This window comes from Synechococcus sp. CS-197 (assembly GCF_025128215.1).
GTDB lineage: Bacteria > Cyanobacteriota > Cyanobacteriia > PCC-6307 > Cyanobiaceae > Synechococcus_C.
In genome coordinates, this window is record NZ_JAHLZC010000015.1 from 68,925 (window position 1) to 91,146 (window position 22,222).

The following is a 22,222-nucleotide window of genomic DNA, read 5'->3' on the forward strand; positions in this document are numbered from 1 at the left end:
CGCAGCGCTTGGTTAGCTGCGGATTTCGAACCAGTCCGCTCCTGTGATGGGCAGCTGTGAGGGCCTCACCTGGCTCACGCGCGCATCGGCGGGACCGCGTTCGCACCAGAGGCGCAATTCACTCAGCGCCATGGGTGTTCCCTCCGCTTGCACCTCCACGCGGCCATCGGGGAGGTTGCGAACCCAACCGCTCAGGCCGAGATCCATGGCGCGACGGCAACACCCCTGCCTGAACCCAACACCTTGAACCTTTCCTTCCACAAAAAACCGCCAGCGTTCGGTCGTGATGGTGGGCTTGTGTTTGCCTCGGCTCAAGAAACGGCCGCGTTCCGCGTTGCCGCGGTTTCGAGAGCGGCGCGCCATCGGCATGAGATCGTCGAGGAGCCGGCCCAGTGGAGGTGTACCCAGCTGGCGTGCAGGCTCGGAAGGCTCCATCCCTCGTGTCTCCGCGAGATTTTCCACCCCTCAACCTGCCACAGGGGTTTCACTCCTTCAACGAAATCACCGGATTCTTTGCTCAATTGCCAGCGGTGGAATTCATGCCCTCTCAAGCACTCCCCTGCGCGCAGCAGTAATCCATCATCTGCCGCGCGCAGCGAGCGATAGCCCACCTGCAAGGCTCCGCGCTCGGCGCGGAAGGGCAGCACGCCTGCCATGGGATGGTGCGTTCCCTCAGCGTCACTCAGTGACTCACCCAGCATCAGCATGCCGCCGCACTCGGCGTAAAGGGGTTTCTGGGTGATCCACTGCTGAAGGGCCGAAAGGCTGCGGCGGCAGTGGCTGAGCGCTTCTGCATGCAGTTCGGGAAAGCCACCCGGCAGGATCAGTCCCGAAGCCTGCGCTGGTGGCGGTTCATCGGCGAGCGGGCTCCAGGGAATGACGGGCATGGCCATGGCTTCCAGGCATTCCTGCATTTCCGGGTAACGAAAATGAAAGGCCTCGTCCTGAGCGACGGCCACAGGCATGGCCATGGGTTTGGGCTGCTGCTCCAAGACTGGAGCCAGCACGGTTTGGATCGGATCCGGACCGGCGGCAGGTGCCTTCAGCAACGGTTCGAACCTCTGCAGATCCAGATGGGAGGAGGCCAGCGCGGCCCAGCGAGCGATCCGTTCCTGCATCGCTCCGAGCTCATGGGCTGGCGCCAGGCCAAGGTGTCGGCTGGGAAGATTCAGGCTCGCGTCCCGCGGCAGACTTCCCAGACAGGGAACGTTGATCTCTTCGAGCACGGTGTCTAGCAGCTCGCGATGGCGCTGGCTGGACACGCGATTGAGCACCACCCCCGCCAGGTTCACGCGCGGCTCCAGGGTTTGGAACCCGCGCACCACGGCCGCCAGGGATCGGGCCTGTCTGCCGGCATCCACCACCAGCACCACCGGCAGATTCAGATGTCTGGCAACAGCAGCCGTGCTGCCTTCGGAGCTGGCTCCGATGCCGTCGTACAGGCCCATCACGCCTTCGACGATGGCCATGTCGCACCGACCGCCAAATCCGCGGAAGCTGAGATCCACCCACTCCTGGCCGCAGAGGGAGAGGTCGAGATTCCGGCAGACGTTGCCAGCACTGAGGCTGAGGAGCTGGGGATCGAGATAGTCAGGCCCCACCTTGAAGGGCTGAATGCTTTTCCCCTGATGCCGCGCCCAGGCAATCAGGCAGAGGGTGAGCAGAGTTTTGCCACTGCCGCTGGCCGGAGCAGCGATCACACAGGCCATGAACTGAGCGGGACAGTGGAACCGTGGGCCCCGCTCAGCGGGACATCACTTGATCAGCTTGGCAGCCAGGGGGGCCGCGGCGGCCAGCAGCGGATTGGTGGAGTCGTGACCACCCTCCAGCAGCTTGGCCACATCGGCCTCCACGGGCATTGGCTGCACGGCAACCACTTCCTCGATCAGTTCCATGCTGGCCATCCCACCGGCTTCCAGGCGCATGCAGCCCCCGGACTCCGCACAGAGGATCACGCAGATCGCAGGTTTGTCCTCGGGCTTGCAGATCAGGCGCAATCCCACGATCTGGCCGGGGTGAATGCTCGGTTGCCCCATGGGCACTGGTGAAACACGCATTTGCACAGCCGTTCCGTCCGCGCGCGCGAATTCAGCACTGATGCTGTGGTCGTCGTGATGCTGGGTGCGTTGCAGATGCCAGCCCAAGCGATCGGCGATCCAGCTGGCCAGCAGGAGTCCTTGAACCGGATGGTCTCCTTCCACGTCGATGTCCAGCTGCACCACATGGCTGAGGGCGTTTCTGCGGTTCGGTGGATCAAACACCATGGCCAGGGTTTGATGCCAGCTTCCGAGTCTCAGCCAATTGAGGTCGTTGACGGCCTGGCCGCTTTCGATCCTCGTCGCGAGGAGATTCAGGCAGAACCCAGGGTCACCCAGGGCTGAATCGATGATCAGCCGTCGGGGAGATCCTGCGAGCTGCATCAGAAGTTCGGGCGCCTCATCGAGGGCACCGTTCCACCACACCCAGGAGGGCAGATCCTCAGGCAGGAGCGGCTGCAGGATGGAAAGACCGTCGTTCAGTGCAGGTTGCCCTCCGCGCAGAACCACCACATCACCGCAAGCAACGGTTCCACCCCCCTCCTCAGGCAGTGGGCAGTAGGCCGCAACCAGGGTTTCCAAGGCCTGCTGATCATCCAGGCTTGGAGCCAGGGTGATCAGCCGACGGGGCCTGAGGGCGCTGAGGGCTGCATCGATGTGCTGGCCCCTGAGGTCATCTGCTTGCTGGGATCCGCCCATGCTGCTCAGGCACGCTGCCACCGGCGCAGTGAGCGGTGAAGTGCTCAAAGGCAGATCTCCATCCACCACGACCTGGCGACCGGCCTGAACCAGCTCGGCGCGCTGCACCCCGGTGATTGGTCCCTCAAGGCGACCGGTCCGCACCAGCTGCTGTTCCACCCAGGAGGGCTGCCAGATCAGCAGACAGAACGTGTGGGAGCCAACGCCCCCCTGCTGGTCGCGTGACCAGAGCTGTTCCAGGTAGCTGGGGACTTCCGCAGGGGGGAGTTCCAGGGGGGTCTGAAGCGTGAGCTGGGGTGACATGGTTCAGCTGGTGGGGAAGGGATGGGTGTCTGTGGGTGTCTGTCGAGAACAATCAGGGGCGGCGCCAGAGCAGGCCATCGCGGGCCATCAGAGCGTCAGAGGCTGCGGGCCCCCAGGTTCGTGACTCATAGGGATGGATCGGCAGCTGCCATGGGCTGTCTTCAATGAGCTCCAGCAAGGGGGTGTAGAGGCGCCAGGCGGCCTCCACCTCATCACTGCGGGTGAACAGGGTGGGATCGCCGAGCATCGCGTCCGCCAGCAGACGCACATAGCCCTCGTCGGAGGGTTCCCCGAAGGATTCGTCGTAAGAGAACTCCATCTCCACCGGACGGCTGCGCATGCCGGATCCAGGGGATTTCACCTCGAAACGGAATTCAGCGCCTTCGTCGGGTTGGATGCGCAGGATCAGCTGGTTTGCTGTGGGGCCGCCGCCTGCGGCGTCGAACAAGTGCACCGGCGCTTCCCTGAAGGTGAGGACCACTTCGCTGAGACGTTTCGGCAGGCGCTTGCCGGTGCGCACATAGAACGGCACCCCTTGCCATCGCCAATTGTCGATGAACAGCTTCATGGCCACGTAGGTCTCCGTGGTGCTGTTGGGATCGACCCCAGGCTCCTGCCGGTATCCGGCCAGGGGGTTCTCCTGGGTTCCACCTGGGCCGTACTGACCGCGGATGCAGCAATTCCAGGGTTCGTTTTCATCAGCCAGACGGGCCGCCTGCAGCACCTTGGCTTTTTCGCTGCGAATCGCTTCGGGGTCGAAACGCCCCGGCGTCTCCATGGCCGTGATCGCCAGCATCTGCGTGAGGTGATTTTGCACCATGTCGCGCAGTGCACCAGAGGTTTCGTAGTACCCGGCACGCTCCTCAACGCCAACGGTTTCTGCCGCTGTGATCTGAACGCTGGAGATGTAATTCCGGTTCCAGATCGGTTCGAAAATGGTGTTGGCGAAGCGCAGAACCATGATGTTCTGCACCGTTTCCTTGCCGAGGTAGTGGTCGATGCGGAAGATCTGATTCTCCTGGCCACAGCTTTGAACGATGCGGTTGAGCGCCTGGGCGCTTCCGTAGTCCCGTCCAAAGGGCTTTTCAATCACCACGCGACTGCGTTGGGGATCCTTCAGCAGGCCTGCATCGGCGAGTGCCCGGCAACCACTGCCATAGAACTTCGGCGAAACCGACAAATAAAACGTGCGGTTGCTGCGTGTTGCCCGGAGGCGGTCGATGCTGTCGAGCCGGTGTCCCAGCTTTACTAGATCCTCAGGCTGCTGCAGATCCACAGGCTCGTAGAACATCCCAGCAGCGAACTGGTCCCAGGCCACGCGGTTCTCGTTCACCGTCTTGGTCATGGCCTCGGCCATTTTCTGGCGAAACTCTTCGTCGCTCCAGGGGCGACGGGCGCAGCCAAGAAGAGCGAATTCGCTCGGCAAGCGTCGCTGCAGGAAGAGCTCAAACAACGCTGGGACGAGCTTGCGATGGGTGAGGTCACCGCTCGCTCCGAAGATCACCAGGCACTGGGGTGCGATCACTCGCTCTTGACGCAGTCCGACCCTCAGCGGGTTCGTCATCGTTGCGCTCATGGCACAGCTCGTTCTGACGCTGGTTTAACCAGGAATTTCCGTCCTGACAGTGCTCTAGAACAACCCGCCATGTTTTTTGTTGCTGACCGTCTCAGGTGGCAAGGCAACAAAAAAGCCCGCCATCAGGCGGGCTTCCCTTGGTTGGGGACGGTTTAGCCGACCTCAATAGGTTTCCACATGCCAACGTTCAGCTTTCTTGAGCTGCGGGCGCAACTCCGACCAATCCAGACCCTTGGCAGCAGCAGCAGCGCTCATCGCCTCATCAATACCTGGTTCCATACCGCGCAATCCGCACATGTAGACGTGGGTTTTGGGGTTCTCGATCATGGAGAAGATTTCATCAGCATGTTCGAGGACACGGTCCTGGATGTACATGCGTCCGCCCTTGGTGTTCTGCTGCTCGCGGCTGATGGCCTTCGTGTAGCGGAAATTGTCGGGGTACTGACGCTCGTAATGCTCGAAGTCTTCGTCGTAGAGAAGGTTTGGAGTCTTCGGCGCACCCATAAACAGCCAGGCTTTGCCGCGGAAGGTCCAACCGTTCTTCTCCTGCTCTGTCGGCTCGAACATGCGGCGGAGGTAGGTGCGCATCGGTGCGATCCCTGTGCCTGTAGCCAACATGATCACGTTGGCGTCCTCGTCGTCAGGAAGGAGCATCTCCTTGCCCACAGGACCGGTGATCTTCACTTTGGTGCCTGGCTCGATATCGCAGAGGTAGGTCGAGCAGACCCCTTTGATCTCTTCGCCAGCTTCATTCTTGTATTCCAGTTGGCGAACACAGAGCGACACCGTGTTTCCTTCCATGTTGTCGCCATGGCGCGTGCTGGCGATGGAGTACAAACGCAGCTTGTGAGGCTTCCCCTTGGCATCCTCTCCTTCGGGAATGATGCCGATGGATTGACCTTCGACGTAGGCGAGATGGGGATCACCACCGCTGAGGTCGAAGGTGATGTGCTGCACCCGTCCGATGGCGCCCTCTTTCAGCAGGCTGTAGTTCTCCGTGACGGTGCCGATGAAGGGGGCTTTCGGCTTGTAAAGGTTCACAGGCACAGTTTTGTGCGCCGGTTTGCTCGGGGTGTCGGTCACGGTGGAGGTGGCGGGGGCTTTGGGAACGTTGGAGGCTGAGGAGCCAGGGGAGTGCGCTGGGGCCGAAGCGTTGCCGGCTGTCACCGACAGAATTCTTCCACCACAAGCATTAATGCGCTGAACAGTGGACTGCAGACGGTCGTAAGACACTGTGAAGGTTTGCTCTGACCGGCGCTGATTGGATGACTGCAGACCGACAACAACCAGGGTGAAGACCCGTTCGTTGTAAGTGTTGTTCGCTGCAGAACTGACGCGCATGAGATCCCGCTTCCCTTTGAAGACGGCGCGATCATAGGCGTGACCGTGGGTTTTGATGCACTCGTTTGCGCTGAACGCAACGCTCTGGTCGCTGGGCTGACTTTCATTAAGATTCCGTTGTTATCTTTCTCAGGTTGAGCATCGAAGTCTCCTTGAAGACTCTCCAGCGTGCCTCCCAGGGCCAGCACCAGCCGATCGAGCAGACCATGGAGCGCCTTCCCCAGGGCGTGCGTCGCTTAGCTGTGCAGTTGCGGACTTCGGTGCCGGTCCCTGACCTTTGGTCGGTCTTGACCGATTACGAGGCGCTGAGTGATTTCATTCCGAACCTTTCACGCAGCACGCTTCTGGGCAGGCAGGGCCATGTGGTGAGGCTCTCCCAGATCGGCAGTCAGCAGTTGCTTGGACTGAAGTTTTCCGCGTCAGTGCAGCTGGAACTGAGCGAACACCGTCCGGAAGGTCTCCTCCAGTTCCGCATGCTGAAAGGGGATTTCCGTCGTTTCGAAGGATGCTGGAGACTTCAGGCTGTTCCCGACGCCACCCTTCTTCTGTATGACCTCACAGTTCAGGGCTGTCTGGGAATGCCAGTGGCCTTGATTGAACAGCGTTTGCGCCATGACCTCAGCGAAAACTTGCTCGCTGTTGAGAAAGAAGCCTTGCGACGTGGTTTGGTGTGACGCATCCATGAGTGAATTGATCGCCATCAAGTCACTACGAAGCGTTCATTCAGATGAACGATTGATCTTCATACCCCCAAGGGGATTCGAACCCCTGTCGCCTCCGTGAAAGGGAGGTGTCCTAGGCCTCTAGACGATGGGGGCGAGGCCGTGATCGTGGGTGTGCTCCCGATCACCAAATGAAATTACGGGGCCGACTGACCCTCCGTCAAGGCGGTGGACATCTTCTCTTGGCCCTGTCCTTGCCAGACCGGAACAGTGAAGGTGAAACAGGCTCCCTTGCCCGGTTCAGAGATCACCCAGATGCGTCCGCCATGCACCTCCACGATGCGCCGACAGACCGATAGGCCGACGCCGAATCCCGATGTTCCCCCCGACGTTTGCGGCAGTCGAACCCTGTCGAGAAAGATGCGTTGCTGCTCTTGTTCGGGAATACCTGGGCCGCTGTCGCTGACGCTGACCTGAATCCACTGATTGGTGCGGTGAAGCATGCTCACGGCAATGGTTCCGCCGTCCTGGGTGTATTTCAGGGCGTTCTCCAGGAGGTTGAGAAGCACCTGACGCATGCGCCGTTGATCGGCGTAAGCCAGGGGAAGGTCGGCAGGAATATCAGTGTGAATGGTCACATCTCTGCCGAACCAAAGCTTTTCGAGCTCGAGGATTGCCTCTGCCGCCACACTGGCCAGATCAAGGCGTTGGGGATTGAACAGGGCCTCCCAGCGCGTGCTGCCCACCTCCAGCAGATCCTTCGACAGCAATGCGATCTCTTCCAGGCGCCGCTTCAGAACATCTCGGAAGCGATTGAGATCGATCTGACCTCGTTGTTGACTTTGCAGGGCGAGGGTGGCGGCTGTGAGTGGTGTGCGCAGCTCATGGGCCACCATGCGCAGCAAGCGTTCCTGCGACTGCAGACGGTCGATCAGTGTTTCGTTTTCCTGACGTAAAACCAGTAGTTGATCCTCGAGTTGGAGCTCGCGCTGCGTACGGCTGCCATCCAGTTCTGTGGGTTTAAGGCTGAGCCCCAGCCCACTCACGACTTCGTCTTTTTGCCACCGCGGCAACCATCCCCGCAGCTGCTGAAAGATGCTGCTGCCGGCAAACACCTGCTTCGGAACAGGCTGAAGCTTCACCAACGCTGGTGTCACTACCAAGCGATGGAGTTCCAACAACTCAGGCTGCTGAAGGGGATCGGCGACCTGAAGCGTTACGTCGAAGCCGCAGTCCTCTTTCTCCAGAAACTGGATCAGGGAACGCAGATCACCGCTGGATAGGTGGTGACGACTGGCAACAAGAAGAAGGTTGAGTTGCTGTCGTGGCGTGGGATCCATCCCGACCACCAGGTGAGGCTCCCAAAGTTGAGCCTCACCTTATGGGTTTTTGCAAAAAGCGGCAGACCCGCTAAGACTTTTTTGTACAGACTGTTGTCACCCAGGACACAGCATGCCCCTTCTGCCTGTCGAACGTCGCGGCGCCCAGCCGCCAGACGGGGATCCCCCCGCCTCTCCGCGGGTCCCCCTCGACGGCAATCTGCGTCGTTGGTTTGCTCGCAACCTGGGACTTTGGCGCTCGCGCCGTCAATACGTTTTCAAGAACGAGGAAGTGATGTTCCTCGACATGATGATCCGTGTGGAAATCTTCGCGGAATCCCGCGTCGGTAAGCCGCGTTATCGCATGAGTTGGTGGCCTGAGCACGACACCGACTTTTTTGATAAAAAACCCCGTTATCAGCGGGAAGGGGTCATGGAGGCCACCTTGCTGGGTCACCAGCTGCAACGCAGCCGCGCCTATCTCGAAGAGGTTGAATCCAAAACGCGCATCCGTCAGGTTGACGAACATGAGGTTGTGTTTGAGTCCCATTACCTCGACTGGGATGTGCAGGAATACACACGCCTGATTGATCAGGATCGTTTCCGCTCAAGAGCGATCTACAGCTGGCAGAAGGGAGATCTGGAAATCGTGGAACATCATCACGAAACGCGGGTGGAAGATGCCTCTGCTCCCATTCCTGGATAAATCAACAGGGACGGTTCAGCTTCAGTGCCTCACCGTGTGGTGCGAATCCTGCTGAATGGTGCAGCATGGCTGCGTTAATTGGTCAGGATTCTTGGCTTCACTCCGTCGATTCCGTTCCGTGATGGCCGCACCTCTGGCCACGTTGTCTCTCCTCTTGGCCGGTCCTGCCGTCTTGGCCCAAGGTGCTGCCAAGCCCCAGACCAAGCCCGCGTCCGATAGCGACATCTTCTTGTATCGCGGCATGGGCTCCTCCTATGTCTGTAATGCCAGAACTGCCGGCGTTGAGTTCCCCAAGGCGGTCGGCATCGCTGCAGCGACCTATGTGCAACTTCTCAACGGCCGTCACGGTGGTCTGGTGGCGTCCACCGGCAACAAGAAGCTCACCAATGAGCAGCTGTTTGCAGGTGCTGAGTTCCAGATCATCACTGGCGCGCTCCAGTTCTGCCCCGACAAGGTGCCTGCCGATGTGAAGACCAAGGTGGAGGAAGCGATCAAGAAGCAGCAGGCCGGCGGCCAGTAGGCAACCGAGGCGTCAGAAACGGATGCGGGGGGTGAGGTTTTCACCCTCGTCAGCTCCGTGTTGGGGGCGTCAGGATTTGAGGAGCGTGAGACGTTCATGGTCACCAGCCCCTCCCCCCAGCAAAGTGTTCGTCTTGAGGATTACCGGCCGTTTCCCTTCAGGATTCCCAAGACAGAACTGGATGTCGTGATTCAGGACGATGCTGTTCTGGTGACGGCTGATCTCCACCTCGAACCGGTTCAGGACTCTTCTGAACCGCTCAGACTTCAGGGTGTGGATCTGGCGTTGATCTCCCTTGCTGTGGATGGCCAGCCCCTTGCTGCTGATGCTTACAGCCTGAGCGGCGATGCACTCCAGATTCACGCAACACCCCATCAACCCTTCACCGTGACCACGGTGTGCAAGCTCGATCCGGCAGCGAACGGTTCGCTGGAGGGGCTGTACGCCAGTGGGGGCATGCTCACCACGCAATGCGAGGCCGAGGGATTCCGGCGCATCACCTTTCATCCCGATCGTCCGGATGTGCTCAGTTGCTTCCGCGTGCGCATCGAGGCGGATCGTGAGCGTTATCCGGTGCTTCTCTCCAACGGCAATGCCGTCGCGGCAGGACCCGTACCAGAGTCCCCAACTCGCCATGCTGTGGTCTGGGAAGACCCGTTTCCAAAGCCGTCCTATCTCTTCGCGTTGGTGGCTGGAGACCTCAAGGAAATCAGGGATCATTTCACCACCGCATCCGGGCGTCGGGTGACCCTGCGGCTGCATGTGGAGGCGGGGGATGAGCCCTACACCGCTCATGCCATGGAGTCCCTCAAGCGCTCGATGGCCTGGGATGAACAGATTTACGGGCTCGAGTACGACCTCGACGAGTTCAATACGGTTGCGGTGCGCCACTTCAACATGGGCGCCATGGAAAACAAGAGTCTGAATATTTTCAATTCAAAACTGGTTCTCGCCGATGCCGAAACCGCCACTGACGGCGAACTGGAACGCATTGAGAGCGTGGTCGCCCATGAATATTTCCATAACTGGTCTGGCAATCGGATCACCTGCCGCGACTGGTTCCAACTGTCGCTTAAAGAAGGTCTCACGGTGTTTCGCGACCAGTGCTTCACCGCTGATCTGCACTGCGCTGCGCTCAAGCGCATTGAGGATGCTGCGATGCTGCGCAACACCCAGTTTCGTGAGGATGCCGGGCCGACAGCTCACCCGGTGAAACCCGATGCTTACCAGGCCATTGATAATTTCTACACAACGACGATCTATGAGAAAGGCGCTGAGCTGATCCGCATGCTGCAAACCCTCCTCGGGGATGCGCGCTTCATGCGGGGGATGCGTCTGTATTTCCAGCGGCATGACGGAGAAGCGGCCACAACGGAGGATTTCGTCGCGGCGATTCTTGAGGGCGCCACGGAGGATGGATCTTCGCTCAATTTCGAGCCGGAGCAGTTCAAGCGTTGGTATCACCAGGCTGGTACTCCCCACGTGTCGGTGGGTCGGCAGTGGGAGCCAACGGAGGGGCGGTTAACGCTCACGTTTCGCCAGTCCACAGCACCCACCCCTGGCCAGCCCGACAAGCTGCCGGTTGTAATTCCCGTTCTTTGGAGTGTTCTGAACGCAGAAGGCCGCGCTGGCGATGAGCGCTTGCTGGTTCTCGATCAAGCGCAGCAGAGCGTCGTTCTGGAGGGATTGGCCAAAACGCCCCAACCGCCAGTGCTGTCGCTGTTTCGGAACTTCTCAGCTCCGGTGACCTGGACGGCTGATCAAGGCGACGATGACCTCTTTGCCCTGTTCGCAGAGGACACCGATGCGTTTGCCCGCTGGGATGCAGGGCAACAGCTTTGGAAGCGTCTTTTGCTCGCCCGGGCATCGGGTGCTGACGCTTCCTCTCTGGAAATGCGGATGCTGGATGCCGTGAGCCAGTTGTTGTCTCCTGCTGGGGAGCAGGACCCCGCCGTTCTCGCCACCCTGTTGGCCTTTCCCGGATTGGCGGAGTTGGAGGCTCTTCAGGATGAGGCCGATCCACCGGCCCTGTTCGAGGCCTCCTGTGCGCTGCGGGAGCTGTTTGGATCCCAACTCGCCGATGCGCTGCGGCAGCGCCTGGCATCCAGTGCCGAATCGCTGCAAGCGCACTGGCCTGCGGGGCAGGGGGAGCGTCAGCTCACGGCTCTGATCTGGAGTTGGCTGGCAGCGGCGGGCGACGAAGAGGTGCGCGATGCCGCCTTGGCGGCCGTGAGTGGTCCATCGATGACCCTCGCCCGTGCGGCTCTGCGAGCCCTCCAGCCGATTGATTGCGCTCAGAGGCTGCAAGCACTTCAGGTGTTCCATGACCGCTGGCAGGACCGCCCGGTGATTTTCGACACCTGGTTTGCCCTGGAAGCATCCACCCCCCGACCGGATGCCCTCGCGCGTGTCGAGGTTCTTCTGCAGCACCCCCGATTCGATCCGATGGCGCCCAATTCCGTGCGGGCCGTGCTGGGCGGGCTTGTGGGCAATCCCAGCGTGTTTCATGCGCTGGATGGCAGCGGCTATCTGTTCATGGCCCGCCAGATCATCGCGGTGGACGGCAGAAATCCGATCACCGCGTCAAGGATGGCCAAGGTCTTCAGCCGTTGGCATACCTACGGACCACAGCGCAAAGCTGCTGTGCAACAGGCCTTGGCTGTGCTGGCGGAGGCTGATCTCTCAACCAACACCCGTGAAGTGGTCACATTGATGCAGGCCTGAGAGGGCCAACGCCTCGGCGCTCAATCCTGAACGCCGAGGCTTTTGAAGGCATCAAAGCGATACGCAGACCCTTCCTTGCCGCTGTAGGCCCCCCATAAGCCTTCCCAGTAGAAATAGATCACGCCGTAGCCCTGTTCGTTGCTGAGCCGTTTTTTCTCAGCCAGCACAGCCATGGGTGTGGTGCGTTTTCCAAATCCCGCGAGGATGCCAATCTGCACCGGCAATCCCCATTGCCGCGCTTTGCGCAGTGCCGGCTGATTGAGGTCTTTGGCAAACCCTTTCAGGGAATAGGCGTAATTCTGAACGACGAGATCATCGATCAATTCCCCGACAGCCCAGAGCTCCCAGTCCTGAAGCCAATGGTTGTAAGCGAAGCGAAAGGGGCCTGGTGAAAGGCTGATTTTCTGCGGAAGCGATTCGTCATCCAAGCGCTGGCGCAATTCGCGGAGCAGTCCTGTCAGCTGACGCCGTCGCCAGGTCATCCAGTAGCGATTGGTGTGGTCCTTCGGCGGTTGAACGCCGGTGTCCTGTTGATAGAGCGCCGCGGTGTAGGGGTCATAGCCCAGTTCCACAGGCCAGGCGAAATGATCATCGAGCTGCAGTCCGTCCATCTTGCAGCGCTTCATCACCTCCACCACCAGACCGATAAACCGCTCGCGCACTTCAGGGTGGGCGGGGTTGAGCCAAACCATCTCTTTCCCGTGCATCTTCATCACGGGATCGCCGTTCCGGCGTGACAACACCCACTCAGGGTGTTGCGTGACCACCGCGGCACTCGCAGGCTCCATCAGGCCATATTCAAACCATGGGATCACCTTCATGCCGCGCTTGCGGCCTTCCTTGCTGATGGTGCAGATCGGGTCAAGATTCAATCCCGCCTTGCGCAGAGCCGGCTCCACCGGTGCATACCGACTGCGATGGAAGGTGGTGCCTCGGCTCCACACATTCGGATACAACGCTGTGAACCCTGCCTGCTGAAGTTCGTCCATCGCCTTCAACAGCGTGGTTCGGTCGTAGTACAGAGGGCTCGGGCTGTTGGTGAGCCAGACACCCAGGGTGCGTTTGGGCTGAACGGAGGGAAGCCCGGCCAGAGCACTTGAGGGGGGCATGACCATGGCCATCGCAGCAATGGCAGCAGCGCCGCTGCGACGCAACAGTTGCGCTGAAAGCATCACCACGCGAGTTCAGCGGAACATCGAGCTGACTGAACTCTCCTCATGAATGCGCCAGATCGCTTCTCCGAGCATGTTGGCGACCGACAGCACCTGGAGTTGGGGGAACATGCGATCCGAGGGGATCGGAATGCTGTTGGTCACCACAACCTGCTCGAACAGGCCATCCGTGGACAAGCGTTCAGATGCCGGCGGCGAGAACACAGCGTGGGTCGCACAGGCGATCACCCGGCTGGCTCCCTGTTGGCGCAACAGCCTGGCCCCGGCACAAATGGTGCCGCCGGTATCGATCATGTCGTCGATGAGGATTGCGGTGCGCTGGTTGACATCCCCGATCACGGTGAGGCTCTCGGCCATGTTGTGACCCGTGCGGCGTTTATCGATGATGGCCAGCGGAGCATCGTTCATCTGTTTGGCAAAGGCTCTGGCCCGTGCCACACCACCCACATCGGGTGACACAACCACAACTTCGCCGAGCTCCTGGGCGGAGAGGTAATCCACGAGCACTGGGGAGCCGTAAATGTGATCGCAGGGAATGTCGAAGTAACCCTGGATCTGCGCCGAGTGAAGATCCATGGCGAGAACTCTGTCCACCCCAGACTTGACCAGCAGGTTGGCGGTGAGCTTGGCCGTGATCGACTCCCGGCCTGCGGTCTTGCGATCGGCCCGTGCGTATCCGTAGTAAGGCACAACGGCAGTGATCTGCCTCGCTGAAGCTCGACGGCAGGCATCCACCATGATCAGCAGCTCCATCAGGTGATCGTTCACCGGAGCGCAGGTGGGCTGGATCAGAAAGACGTCGCAGCCGCGAATGGACTCCTGGATCTGCACATAGAGCTCACCGTCCGCAAAGCGTTTGCAGACCCTCGGACCGTCAGGCACGCCTAAATACGCCGCAATTTCCCGAGCTAAGCCCGGATTGGACGTGCCGCTGAACAAGCGGAGTCGCCGCGTGTCGTGCTGGATCTTCTCCTGTTCGGCGCGGGCTGCAGTCAGGAATCCGGTCACGATGCCCGCGAACGAGAAACTTGGTATTCCGATGGTAGTGGTGCATGGGACACCCCAACCACACCCTTCCACCCATCCATGGCTTCTAGGGTGCCGCCATGGCGAACAACCTCCTTGTGGTGATCGGAGCCGGACGGCTGGGCGAAGGGGCCATGGCTCCCGCCTGCCGCAGCCTGGCGGACGCGTTTGGCGCCACCTTGATCGAACGGGGCTCGGGGGCCTCACCCCACGCCTGTTTGCAACAAATCACCAGCCCATCCGCTGGTGGGTCATCGCAGCCCACGCTCCTGCGCGTGAGTGGAGATGTGGCCGTGGATGAATGTGGGGAGGGCAGCTGGCTTGAGGCCCTGGCTTGCTGGCGTGTCCCCGTTCTCCTGTTGGCGGAACCTCGGAAAGACGGCCGCTTTGCCGGCGTCGTTCCCGGGGCGGTGGCCCTGTCGCGAGCGCTTCAGGTTGAGCTTCTCGGCTTGGTGCAATTGGGCGGAACTTGGAGTCGCTCGGCTCGCAGGGCCGACGGCCTCCCTTGGTGTGGATGTCTCCAGGGACCTGATGAGGACCTCTCTGGCTTGATCAGTTGCCTGCGGTCGCGTTGGGCGCAGGTGGCCAAAGAGGAAGGGACTGATCGGGCTTGAGTTCCCGCAGTTGCTGCTGGCCGGCTCGTGGAGCCAGCTTGAGCTGATTGATCACGGGGGGCTCGGTGCTGCTCAGCGCTGCTGCCGTGAGGCTGAGCATTTCGGACGGGGTGAGATCGGTTGAAACCTGCGCTGACACCTCGCCGATCACATCCGGGAGCAGGGCGATGGCATTGGGCTGCCTGAGCTGGTCGTGAAGACCGCGCACGAGGGCTTGTTGCCGCACTCTGCGAGCACCATCGTCGTTGGGACTGGAGCGGTGTCTTGCCAGCTGTTCCGCTTGACGACCATTGAGCGTCTGGCGCCCGGCCTGCAGATTCACGCTGTAGTTCTGCGCTTTGTCTTGGCGGTTGTACGACTGATTGAGGCTCACCTCCACTTCGCCAAGACTGTCCACAAGCGCGCGCAAGGCCTGACGGGGCATCACCACATAGCGATCGGGTTCGCCGGAGGGGAGCCCCACGACCTCAGCCACGACGTCGGCTGTGAGTGCCACTCCGCCTTCTCGGTAGGCCCTGGCCAGGGGGTGTAGCCCTTCAAGACCTGGGAGTTGCACGGCAAGCTCTGTGGGCATCTGAAGCACTTGCAGTGCTTCTCCAGCTGTGATCTGGATCAGCATCAGGCTGTCTGCGTTGGCTGGGCCCTTGGGGGCTGCGCGGTTTGAGGGATCGTTGATCGCGTCTGAATCAACGCCAATCAGCAGCACCATCACCGACCGCTGCGGTAAGGGGGCCAGGCTTGCGGGGTCATCCGGGGAGGGTGGCGCTGCGGCAATCGGATCCGGCTTTGGCCAGATCAACGCCAGCCCTCCTCCAATCAGCCCGGCACCGATCACTGCAGCGACGATTCGCAGCACAGTGCGGCTTGGTTTGGTTCCCAGCCAACGCTTCACACGGGTCTGTGCTGCGTCTCCCGCTGGTGCCGACCCCCCCATGACCCGCTCTGCTTGCTTTAGGCGACCCAGTCTTGCTCAACTCTCACTGATTAGCGTTGACCTCTCTCCAGGCTTGAGCCGTCTGTGACGTCTTCCCCCGCTTCACCGCTTCCCCACGACCAGGCGCGACCGATTCCCCGCGACCGGATCCGTCCGGCCAAGGATCTCTGCAGTGACTGCGGCCTCTGTGATTCGCGCTGGGTTGCCTACGTGCGCCAGGCCTGTGCCTTCCTTCATCAGGACTTCGATGGGATGGAACGCAAGGCCCATGGCCGCGCCCGCGATCTCGATCAAGAGGATGAGCTGTATTTCGGGGTTCAGCAGCGGATGCTCACCGCGCGGCTGCAGACGCCGATCGCTGGAGCCCAGTGGACGGGAATTGTCAGTCGCCTGGGGGTTCGCGCCCTGGAGACGGGGCTCGTTGATGCCGTGCTCTGCGTTCAGCAAAGCCCAGACGATCGCTTCACGCCGATGCCCGTTCTGGCACGCACGCCGGAGGAGGTGCTGGCTGCAAGGGTCAACAAACCCACCCTGTCCAACAACCTTTCCGTTCTCGAGCAACTGCCGGGCAGCGGGATCAAACGCTTGCTGGCGATCGGTGTGGGCTGCCAGGTTCAGGCGCTGCGTGCCGTGCAGGACACCCTCCCGCTCGAAGCGCTTTACGTGCTGGGGCTCCCCTGTGTGGACAATGTCTCCCGGGAGGGTCTTCAGACTTTTCTGGAGAGCGCCAGTGCCACACCGGACACGGTGGTGCACTACGAGTTCATGCAGGATTTCAGGATTCATTTCAGACACAGCGATGGTCGTGTTGAAACGGTCCCCTTCTTCGGTCTTGACACGCCGGCTCTCAAGGATGTCTTCGCTCCGAGCTGTCTGAGTTGTTTCGACTACGTCAATGCCGGCGCTGATCTGGTCGTTGGCTACATGGGTGCTGAATTCGGACGTCAGTGGTTGGTTGTGCGTAATTCACGCGGGGAGGACTTGCTGAAGCTGGTGGAAGCGGAGCTCGATCAGGCACCGGTGATGAGCCGAGGCGATCGTCGCCAGGCTGTTCAGCAGGGCATCGATGCCTACGACAAAGCCCTGCGACTGCCCATGTGGCTCGCGGAGGTCGTGGGCTGGATCGTGCAGCGGGTTGGGCCGAAAGGATTGGAATACGGCCGCTTCTCGATCGATTCCCACTTCACCCGCAATGCGCTCTGGCTCCGCCGGCATCATCCTGAGGTGGTGGAGCGTCATCTGCCCGCTTTCGCGCGGCGCATCGTTGAGCGCTACCGCCTGCCCGCCCGCTAATCCATTGCGTCTATGCCCCATCCAAGAGGGACTGCATCGCGTCGCAGGGTTGGTGTGCTCCTGCACCCCACAGCGCTTCCAGGATCGCCGGTGTGCGGCACGTTCGGTGCTGCGGCTCGAGACTGGCTGCATGCGCTCGCTCGCCAGGGCATCAGGGTGTGGCAAGTGCTGCCTCTTGCTCCACCGGATGGAACGGGATCTCCCTACAGCTCGCCGTCGAGTTTCGCCATTAATCCCTGGTTGCTCGATGCCCAGGATCTGAGCGATGAGGGGTTCATCACCCCCGATGATGTGCAGGCTCTTCCTCAGGCAGCTCCGGCGGACGCAGAAGGAGGCGAACAGCTTGATTTCGCTTTGGCCGCTCAACGGGCCGATGCATTGGCCAGATCGTTGCGTCTGCGATGGGCGGGGCAGCCTGCTGATCGCCACGAGGCCTTCCAGCGATGGTGCATCGACCAGTCACGTTGGTTGCGTGATCACGCCGCCTTCATGGTGCTGCGTCGTGAGCATGCGGGTTTGCCCTGGTGGGATTGGGCACATGAGCTGGCGGTCCACCGCGAGACGGCACTGGAGCACTGGCGTTGCACGCACCGGAGTGATCTGCTGGAGCAGGATCTTCTTCAATGGCATCTGGATCGTCAGTGGCGCCGGCTCCGCGCTCTGGCAAGCGACCTAGGGGTGGAGATCCTTGGTGATCTTCCTTTCTATGTCGCCCGCGACAGCGCTGATGTTTGGAGCAACCGCTCGCTGTTTTCGATTGCCGGAGATGGACGCCTCCATCAGCAGAGTGGTGTTCCACCGGATTACTTTTCCGCCACCGGCCAGCTCTGGGGAACACCCGTCTACACCTGGGGGCGCCATCGGCGCACAGGATTCCGCTGGTGGCGTGATCGCCTGCGGCGTCAATGGGATCTTGCTGACAGGCTTCGCCTTGATCATTTCCGTGCTTTGGCCGCCTATTGGTCGGTTCCCGGCTCTGATGACACGGCCATGAACGGCCGCTGGCAACGCTCTCCCGGCGGCGAACTTCTGGCTTGTCTGAAGCGTGATGCCGGTGGGTCTCTGCCGATTGTGGCTGAGGATCTCGGGGTCATCACCCCTGATGTGGAGCGACTGCGCGATCGCTTCCATCTCCCTGGCATGAAGGTGCTGCAGTTCGCTTTTGATGGGAATGCAGACAATCCCTATCTGCCAGCCAACATCAAAGGCAGTGGTTGGGTTGTGTACACAGGAACCCATGACAATCCAACGAGCCTCGGTTGGTGGGAGAGGTTGGAACAGTCGTCAAGAGATCAGGTCGCAGCAACGCTTGAGCGCAGCGTTGAGGCTCCTGGATGGCAGCTCCTTGAGCTGGGTCTATCAACATCGGCTGCTTTGGTCGTGGCCCCTCTGCAGGATCTGTTGCATCTGGATGATGCGGCCCGTTTCAACACACCCGGCACCGTGGGTGGAAACTGGATGTGGAGATTGCCGGCTCTGGATGGCGCCCTCAATGGGGCACTGGAAGGTTATGGAGTGCGTGCTGAGGTCTGGTCGAGGCGGTAAAGGCCGGGTTTGTCTTTCACAGACGTGAGAGCGGCACCGTCCCAAAGGACGGATCCTGCCTGCGGAGCTGGCTGGATCTTGATCTGCACAGGCGGCAAGAGCTGGAGTGTGAATGAACCAGTTGCGCCTTGCAGTTTGGTTCGGTCTCCTCCCTTGCTGCTCAGTTCAATGCTGCTTGGCTGATTGAGTTGGATCTCGAGCACCCCAGGCAGCGGTTGGGGGGTCGACAGGTCGGGAATCGCTTGCGCAGCACTCGCTTTGCGCAACTCTTGGAGAGGGCGAAGCCCTTGCACTAGGGCATCGGACTCGCTTGTGAGATCCAGGGGAATGGGCGTGAGGGTGATCGCGTTGTTGATGGCCAGCTGCCGCTGTTGCTGATTGAGGGCAAACAGCGATCCAACAATCGCCAAGCCGTAGAGAACACTCCCCTGCCAGGTGGTGAAGATGTCGATGCTGCCCACCGTGAAGCGCGTGCGCCGAGGGTGTTGCGAGCCATGAAATGGCAGGGCCTGCTCCGGTAGGGCGCCCCTGAGACTGCCTGGCTCAAGGTCGAGATTCTCTTCCAGGCGATGCAACATCGCCACCAGATAGGCAGGCTCCGGCAGGCGCTCTGGCCAGTTCCGCTCCAGGGCCTCCAGAACGGGAGTGGTGATGCGCACTTGTCTGGACAGGTCTCGCAGGCTCAGGCCACGTTGCTCTCGCTGCTCTCGCAACAGCTGCCCGGCGGCTTCCGCGGGGTCTGCTTCAGCAGTCGCAGGCGAACGATCGAGCCTGTCTCCACTGGACTGGCGGCGGCCCCATGGGAGCAAGCGTTTGATCAGAGCCATGCTTCGGTTACGACCGCTCTCCTTCGGTGCTGATCAGACCTGACCATTCTTGCCTGGAAAGTTCTCTCCAGCAGCCTTCTCGCATCGATCCGAGGGTGAGCCTGCCGATGGCGATGCGCTGGAGATCGAGAACGCGATGGCCCAGGGAGAGGGCGACTCTGCGAATCTGACGGTTGCGGCCTTCGCGCAGGATGACCTCCAGCACACTGGCCTGAGGGCTTTTTTTGACAAGGTTGACCTCGGCTGGGCGCGTGACCGTTCCGTCGAGAACCACGCCACGTCTCCATTGATTGAGCTGCTTCTCACTCGGCAAGCCAGCCACCGTGACCCGGTAGGTCTTGCGGTGGTTGTAACGAGGGTGGGTGAGTTGCAATGTGAGCTCTCCCTGGTTGCTTAGCAGCAGGGCACCTCGGCTCTCGGCATCCAGCCTGCCAACGGGGTGGAGGCCTTCTCTCAGATCCGGTGGCACGAGCTCGAGCACGGTCCGCCGTCGCTGCGGGTCTCTGCAGCTACAGATCACTCCCGGTGGTTTGTTCAAGAGAAGAACGCGTGCTTGAGGGGCTGTTTGCAGCGGGCGGTCGTCCACCTCAATGGTGTCGACATCCAGATCGGCCTGGTCTCCGAGGGTTGCCAGCTGGCCATTCACCCGTACGCGACGGTCTCGCAACAGATCCTCGGCCTTGCGACGGGAGCAGACTCCCGCAGAAGCGATCAGTTTCTGCAGTCGTTGGCGCGTCACCGTTGCGCTCCGCTCATGCCTGTCCTCTCGGAAGTAGAAGTTCCATGGATGTCCCTCCATTGGGATGATTTCTGGCTTGGATGCGGCCGCCATGGTTCACCGCGATCTGTTGAACGATGGCCAGACCGAGACCACTGCCACTGCGATTCGATCGGGCCCTGGAGGGATCGCCCCGATAAAACCGCTGGAACATATTGCTGAGATCGCTTTCGCTCAGTCCGGGCCCGTGATCTCTGACACAAAGCAACCACCATCCGCCGCTTGGAAGAATCTCGACTTCAACGCAGCCGTGATTGGGTGAATAACGCAGTGCGTTGTCGAGAAGATTGAGAACAGCTCGATGCAGTCGGCGTTGATCGCCGAGAAGCAGACCCGGCTCGTTGGTGTTGATCGTTAGAGACACATCCCGTTGATCAGCAAGCGGGCGAATGCTGTTCCAAGCTCCTTCAACAAGCTGCTCCAGATTCAGGGCCGAATAATCAACTTTGTCGCGAGGGAGGATGTTCTCCAGGCGAGAAAGCTCGAGAAGATCTTCCACCATTAACTGCAAACGGCGCAGCTCTCTTTGCAGGCGTTCCACGAGGACGCCATCGTCTTCGCTGACAGCGCCTTCGAGCCGATCACTCACAAGCATTAACGCCGTAAGCGGCGTTTTGAGTTCGTGGGCGACGTCGCTGACCCATCGCTCCTGCTGCTGCTGCTGGGCTTCGAGGGACTGCCTGTTCTGAAGCAGGACCAACAGCCATTCATCTGATCCGGGCAGCACGATTGCTTCGAGCGGAATGCGCTGCTGCTCCCATTCGCAGCGTTGTGGTCGCTGTTGATGGCGAACACTCACGATTGCCTCTTCCAGCTCAGGCACTGCGAGCACCTCATCAAGCGCCTGGCCGCGGACGAGCAGGTTGTTCGAGACCTGAAGGAGACGCTCAGCCTTGGAATTGATGTAGCCGATTGTCAGATCAGGAGTGAGGATCAACCATCCTTGGGTGGCCGCATCGATCCAAGCCAGCAGTTGCGGGGTGGCCAGCGCATGGCCTGACAGCACCGATGGCGTCAGATTGGCTTTGGACCCTCTCGTGGTGGAGCCGTATTGCCGGCCAGCGAGAAACCAACCTCCAACGAGGCCGATGAGGAGTCCGAGAACAACGCCAGTTCCTGCACTCACGATTGTTAGCCGAAGCGGTAGCCGAATCCCCTGACGGTGCGGATGTGTTGCGGCGAGGAAGGCTCCTCCTCAATCTTTTCTCTCAACCAACGGATGTGGACATCCACTGTTTTGGTGTCTCCAACAAAATCGATTCCCCAGATTCGCTCCAGCAACTGGTCTCTGCTCCAGACCCTCTTGGGATTGCGGATCAGCAGTTCGAGGATTTTGTACTCCTTCGGTGAAAGCGTGAGGTCTTCCCCATCGCGGGTGACGCGGCACTCCTGGGCGTAAAGGCAGAGATTGCCCGTCTGGACCACTTGGCGATCCTCACTGGGGACGGATGCGATCTGTTGGGAGCGTCGCAGCAAGGCCCGGCAGCGCGCGACCAGTTCTCGCAGGCCAAAGGGCTTGACCAGATAGTCGTCAGCGCCCACTTCAAGGCCGAGCACCCTGTCGGTTTCGCTGTCTCGCGCACTGATCACCAGCACAGGGGTGTGGTTGTTGAGTTTGCGCAGTTGTCGGCAGAGATCGAGCCCGCCCAGACCAGGAAGCATCAGGTCGAGCACCAGCAGGTCAACTCCCTCAGTGTTTGGAGCGGAAAGCAAAGCCATGGCGTCGGCACCATTGCCGCAAGACTTCACCTCGAAGCCTTCGGCGCGAAGGGCTTCTTCCACGGTTTCTCTGATCGAATCATCGTCTTCCACCACCAGCAGCTTCGCCGTGCCCACCGTGCTCGTTGCAGAAGCAACCACGAGAAATCAGTCCGTTCTTCACCATTCTGGACTTCGAAGGGCTTTTTAGCTCTAGGAATCCAATGATTGGTGTTAGGTTAAGAAACATTCTGGTTTCGTAACTAATGGCGCCCGTGGCCCTGCTCCCAGACGCAGACCTGGTGCGGTCCTACCTGCGTGACATCGGCCGGGTGCCGCTGCTGAGCCATCAGCAGGAGATCACCCTGGGCCGTCAGGTGCAGGAGCTGATGGATCTGGAGGCCACAGAGGCGGAGCTGCAGGAGAAGCGTGGTGGTGAGGCGGTGCCA

General features: G+C 60.6%; 21 protein-coding genes and 1 tRNA gene. 8 read left to right on the forward strand and 14 right to left on the reverse strand.

The window, feature by feature from the left end:
- Positions 1-12: 12 nt before the first annotated feature.
- The 5 genes from KQ296_RS05850 to petH all read right to left on the reverse strand — a co-directional run bounded on the left by KQ296_RS05850 (position 13) and on the right by petH (position 5,955).
- On the reverse strand, positions 13-363 hold the full coding sequence (locus KQ296_RS05850) for an acylphosphatase (RefSeq protein WP_041428565.1): 351 nt from the start codon (positions 361-363) through the stop codon (positions 13-15).
- On the reverse strand, positions 312-1,709 hold the full coding sequence (locus KQ296_RS05855) for a cobyrinate a,c-diamide synthase (protein WP_011933466.1): 1,398 nt from the start codon (positions 1,707-1,709) through the stop codon (positions 312-314). Before KQ296_RS05855 ends, KQ296_RS05850 begins: the two co-directional genes overlap by 52 nt.
- A gap of 45 nt (positions 1,710-1,754) precedes the next feature.
- Positions 1,755-3,038 carry a glucose-6-phosphate dehydrogenase assembly protein OpcA gene (locus KQ296_RS05860; protein ID WP_011933465.1) on the reverse strand — a complete coding sequence of 428 codons (1,284 nt, stop codon included), beginning with the start codon at positions 3,036-3,038 and terminating at the stop codon, positions 1,755-1,757.
- A gap of 52 nt (positions 3,039-3,090) precedes the next feature.
- On the reverse strand, positions 3,091-4,614 hold the full coding sequence (gene zwf / locus KQ296_RS05865; RefSeq protein WP_041428562.1) for a glucose-6-phosphate dehydrogenase: 1,524 nt from the start codon (positions 4,612-4,614) through the stop codon (positions 3,091-3,093).
- Positions 4,615-4,776: 162 nt separating this feature from the next.
- Positions 4,777-5,955, reverse strand: coding sequence for a ferredoxin--NADP reductase (gene petH, locus KQ296_RS05870; protein WP_011933463.1), 1,179 nt, complete (start codon positions 5,953-5,955; stop codon positions 4,777-4,779).
- 206 nt (positions 5,956-6,161) lie between these two features.
- Between petH and KQ296_RS05875 the strand changes: the two genes are divergently transcribed.
- Positions 6,162-6,629, forward strand: coding sequence for an SRPBCC family protein (locus KQ296_RS05875; protein ID WP_399240554.1), 468 nt, complete (start codon positions 6,162-6,164; stop codon positions 6,627-6,629).
- A gap of 71 nt (positions 6,630-6,700) precedes the next feature.
- On the opposite strand, the gene KQ296_RS05880 is transcribed toward KQ296_RS05875, so the two are convergent.
- Positions 6,701-6,773 (reverse strand) — tRNA-Glu (locus tag KQ296_RS05880).
- Positions 6,774-6,814: 41 nt separating this feature from the next.
- Positions 6,815-7,957, reverse strand: a complete 1,143-nt coding sequence (locus KQ296_RS05885) for a histidine kinase (protein WP_259726402.1) — start codon at positions 7,955-7,957, stop codon at positions 6,815-6,817.
- Between the two features lie 112 nt (positions 7,958-8,069).
- Between KQ296_RS05885 and KQ296_RS05890 the strand changes: the two genes are divergently transcribed.
- The 3 genes from KQ296_RS05890 (at position 8,070) to pepN (ending at position 11,886) form a co-directional block, all read left to right on the forward strand.
- Positions 8,070-8,642: a hypothetical protein gene (locus KQ296_RS05890; protein WP_011933460.1), complete on the forward strand. Its 573-nt coding sequence runs from the start codon at positions 8,070-8,072 to the stop codon at positions 8,640-8,642.
- 55 nt (positions 8,643-8,697) lie between these two features.
- Positions 8,698-9,162 (forward strand): hypothetical protein, encoded by a 465-nt coding sequence (locus KQ296_RS05895; protein ID WP_050815886.1) that lies wholly within the window; start codon positions 8,698-8,700, stop codon positions 9,160-9,162.
- Positions 9,163-9,258: 96 nt separating this feature from the next.
- Positions 9,259-11,886, forward strand: a complete 2,628-nt coding sequence (pepN, locus tag KQ296_RS05900) for an aminopeptidase N (RefSeq protein WP_259726403.1) — start codon at positions 9,259-9,261, stop codon at positions 11,884-11,886.
- Positions 11,887-11,906: 20 nt separating this feature from the next.
- Here the strand turns inward: pepN and KQ296_RS05905 are convergent, their stop codons facing one another.
- Complete coding sequence (locus KQ296_RS05905; RefSeq protein ID WP_050815932.1) at positions 11,907-13,007, reverse strand: glycoside hydrolase family 10 protein; 1,101 nt, start codon at positions 13,005-13,007, stop codon at positions 11,907-11,909.
- 63 nt (positions 13,008-13,070) lie between these two features.
- Positions 13,071-14,066 carry a ribose-phosphate pyrophosphokinase gene (locus KQ296_RS05910; RefSeq protein ID WP_011933456.1) on the reverse strand — a complete coding sequence of 332 codons (996 nt, stop codon included), beginning with the start codon at positions 14,064-14,066 and terminating at the stop codon, positions 13,071-13,073.
- Between the two features lie 98 nt (positions 14,067-14,164).
- Between KQ296_RS05910 and KQ296_RS05915 the strand changes: the two genes are divergently transcribed.
- Positions 14,165-14,698, forward strand: a complete 534-nt coding sequence (locus KQ296_RS05915; protein WP_011933455.1) for a hypothetical protein — start codon at positions 14,165-14,167, stop codon at positions 14,696-14,698.
- Here KQ296_RS05915 and KQ296_RS05920 read toward each other — a convergent pair.
- Positions 14,637-15,632, reverse strand: coding sequence for an LCP family protein (locus tag KQ296_RS05920; RefSeq protein ID WP_011933454.1), 996 nt, complete (start codon positions 15,630-15,632; stop codon positions 14,637-14,639). The two genes, KQ296_RS05915 and KQ296_RS05920, sit on opposite strands and share 62 nt — an antisense overlap.
- Before the next feature lie 84 nt (positions 15,633-15,716).
- Here KQ296_RS05920 and KQ296_RS05925 point away from each other — a divergent pair, with 84 nt between their 5' ends.
- The gene (locus tag KQ296_RS05925; protein ID WP_011933453.1) at positions 15,717-16,925 is read left to right on the forward strand and encodes a Coenzyme F420 hydrogenase/dehydrogenase, beta subunit C-terminal domain; all 1,209 of its coding nucleotides are present in this window, start codon (positions 15,717-15,719) and stop codon (positions 16,923-16,925) included.
- Between the two features lie 12 nt (positions 16,926-16,937).
- Positions 16,938-18,470, forward strand: a complete 1,533-nt coding sequence (gene malQ, locus KQ296_RS05930; protein ID WP_041428558.1) for a 4-alpha-glucanotransferase — start codon at positions 16,938-16,940, stop codon at positions 18,468-18,470.
- Here the strand turns inward: malQ and KQ296_RS05935 are convergent.
- Genes KQ296_RS05935 through KQ296_RS05950 form a run of 4 tightly spaced genes read right to left on the reverse strand, consistent with a single transcriptional unit; the run spans position 18,434 to position 21,935 of the window.
- Entirely contained in the window at positions 18,434-19,297 is an 864-nt protein-coding gene (locus KQ296_RS05935) for a RodZ family helix-turn-helix domain-containing protein (RefSeq protein ID WP_011933451.1), read from the reverse strand. The two genes, malQ and KQ296_RS05935, sit on opposite strands and share 37 nt — an antisense overlap.
- Before the next feature lie 7 nt (positions 19,298-19,304).
- On the reverse strand, positions 19,305-20,036 hold the full coding sequence (locus tag KQ296_RS05940; RefSeq protein WP_011933450.1) for a pseudouridine synthase: 732 nt from the start codon (positions 20,034-20,036) through the stop codon (positions 19,305-19,307).
- 13 nt (positions 20,037-20,049) lie between these two features.
- Positions 20,050-21,201 (reverse strand): cell wall metabolism sensor histidine kinase WalK, encoded by a 1,152-nt coding sequence (locus tag KQ296_RS05945; RefSeq protein ID WP_011933449.1) that lies wholly within the window; start codon positions 21,199-21,201, stop codon positions 20,050-20,052.
- 5 nt (positions 21,202-21,206) lie between these two features.
- Entirely contained in the window at positions 21,207-21,935 is a 729-nt protein-coding gene (locus tag KQ296_RS05950) for a response regulator transcription factor (RefSeq protein ID WP_041428555.1), read from the reverse strand.
- A gap of 104 nt (positions 21,936-22,039) precedes the next feature.
- On the opposite strand from KQ296_RS05950, the gene KQ296_RS05955 reads away from it, so the two are divergent.
- Positions 22,040-22,222, forward strand: a 183-nt coding sequence (locus KQ296_RS05955) for a sigma-70 factor domain-containing protein (RefSeq protein WP_311133859.1), incomplete at its 3' end; no start/stop codon positions are given.

Excerpts from the sequence above, each read along its gene's own strand:
- KQ296_RS05915 (WP_011933455.1), top strand. The coding sequence starts at position 14,165 with ATGGCGAACAACCTCCTTGTGGTGATCGGAGCCGGACGGCTGGGCGAA.
- KQ296_RS05935 (WP_011933451.1), bottom strand. The coding sequence starts at position 19,297 with ATGGCTCTGATCAAACGCTTGCTCCCATGGGGCCGCCGCCAGTCCAGT.
- petH (WP_011933463.1), bottom strand. The coding sequence starts at position 5,955 with ATGCGCGTCAGTTCTGCAGCGAACAACACTTACAACGAACGGGTCTTC.
- KQ296_RS05890 (WP_011933460.1), top strand. The coding sequence starts at position 8,070 with ATGCCCCTTCTGCCTGTCGAACGTCGCGGCGCCCAGCCGCCAGACGGG.
- KQ296_RS05920 (WP_011933454.1), bottom strand. The coding sequence starts at position 15,632 with ATGGGGGGGTCGGCACCAGCGGGAGACGCAGCACAGACCCGTGTGAAG.
- pepN (WP_259726403.1), top strand. The coding sequence starts at position 9,259 with ATGGTCACCAGCCCCTCCCCCCAGCAAAGTGTTCGTCTTGAGGATTAC.
- KQ296_RS05895 (WP_050815886.1), top strand. The coding sequence starts at position 8,698 with ATGGTGCAGCATGGCTGCGTTAATTGGTCAGGATTCTTGGCTTCACTC.
- KQ296_RS05875 (WP_399240554.1), top strand. The coding sequence starts at position 6,162 with ATGGAGCGCCTTCCCCAGGGCGTGCGTCGCTTAGCTGTGCAGTTGCGG.
- malQ (WP_041428558.1), top strand. The coding sequence starts at position 16,938 with ATGCCCCATCCAAGAGGGACTGCATCGCGTCGCAGGGTTGGTGTGCTC.
- KQ296_RS05850 (WP_041428565.1), bottom strand. The coding sequence starts at position 363 with ATGGCGCGCCGCTCTCGAAACCGCGGCAACGCGGAACGCGGCCGTTTC.
- zwf (WP_041428562.1), bottom strand. The coding sequence starts at position 4,614 with ATGAGCGCAACGATGACGAACCCGCTGAGGGTCGGACTGCGTCAAGAG.
- KQ296_RS05905 (WP_050815932.1), bottom strand. The coding sequence starts at position 13,007 with ATGGCCATGGTCATGCCCCCCTCAAGTGCTCTGGCCGGGCTTCCCTCC.
- KQ296_RS05855 (WP_011933466.1), bottom strand. The coding sequence starts at position 1,709 with ATGGCCTGTGTGATCGCTGCTCCGGCCAGCGGCAGTGGCAAAACTCTG.
- KQ296_RS05885 (WP_259726402.1), bottom strand. The coding sequence starts at position 7,957 with ATGGATCCCACGCCACGACAGCAACTCAACCTTCTTCTTGTTGCCAGT.
- KQ296_RS05860 (WP_011933465.1), bottom strand. The coding sequence starts at position 3,038 with ATGTCACCCCAGCTCACGCTTCAGACCCCCCTGGAACTCCCCCCTGCG.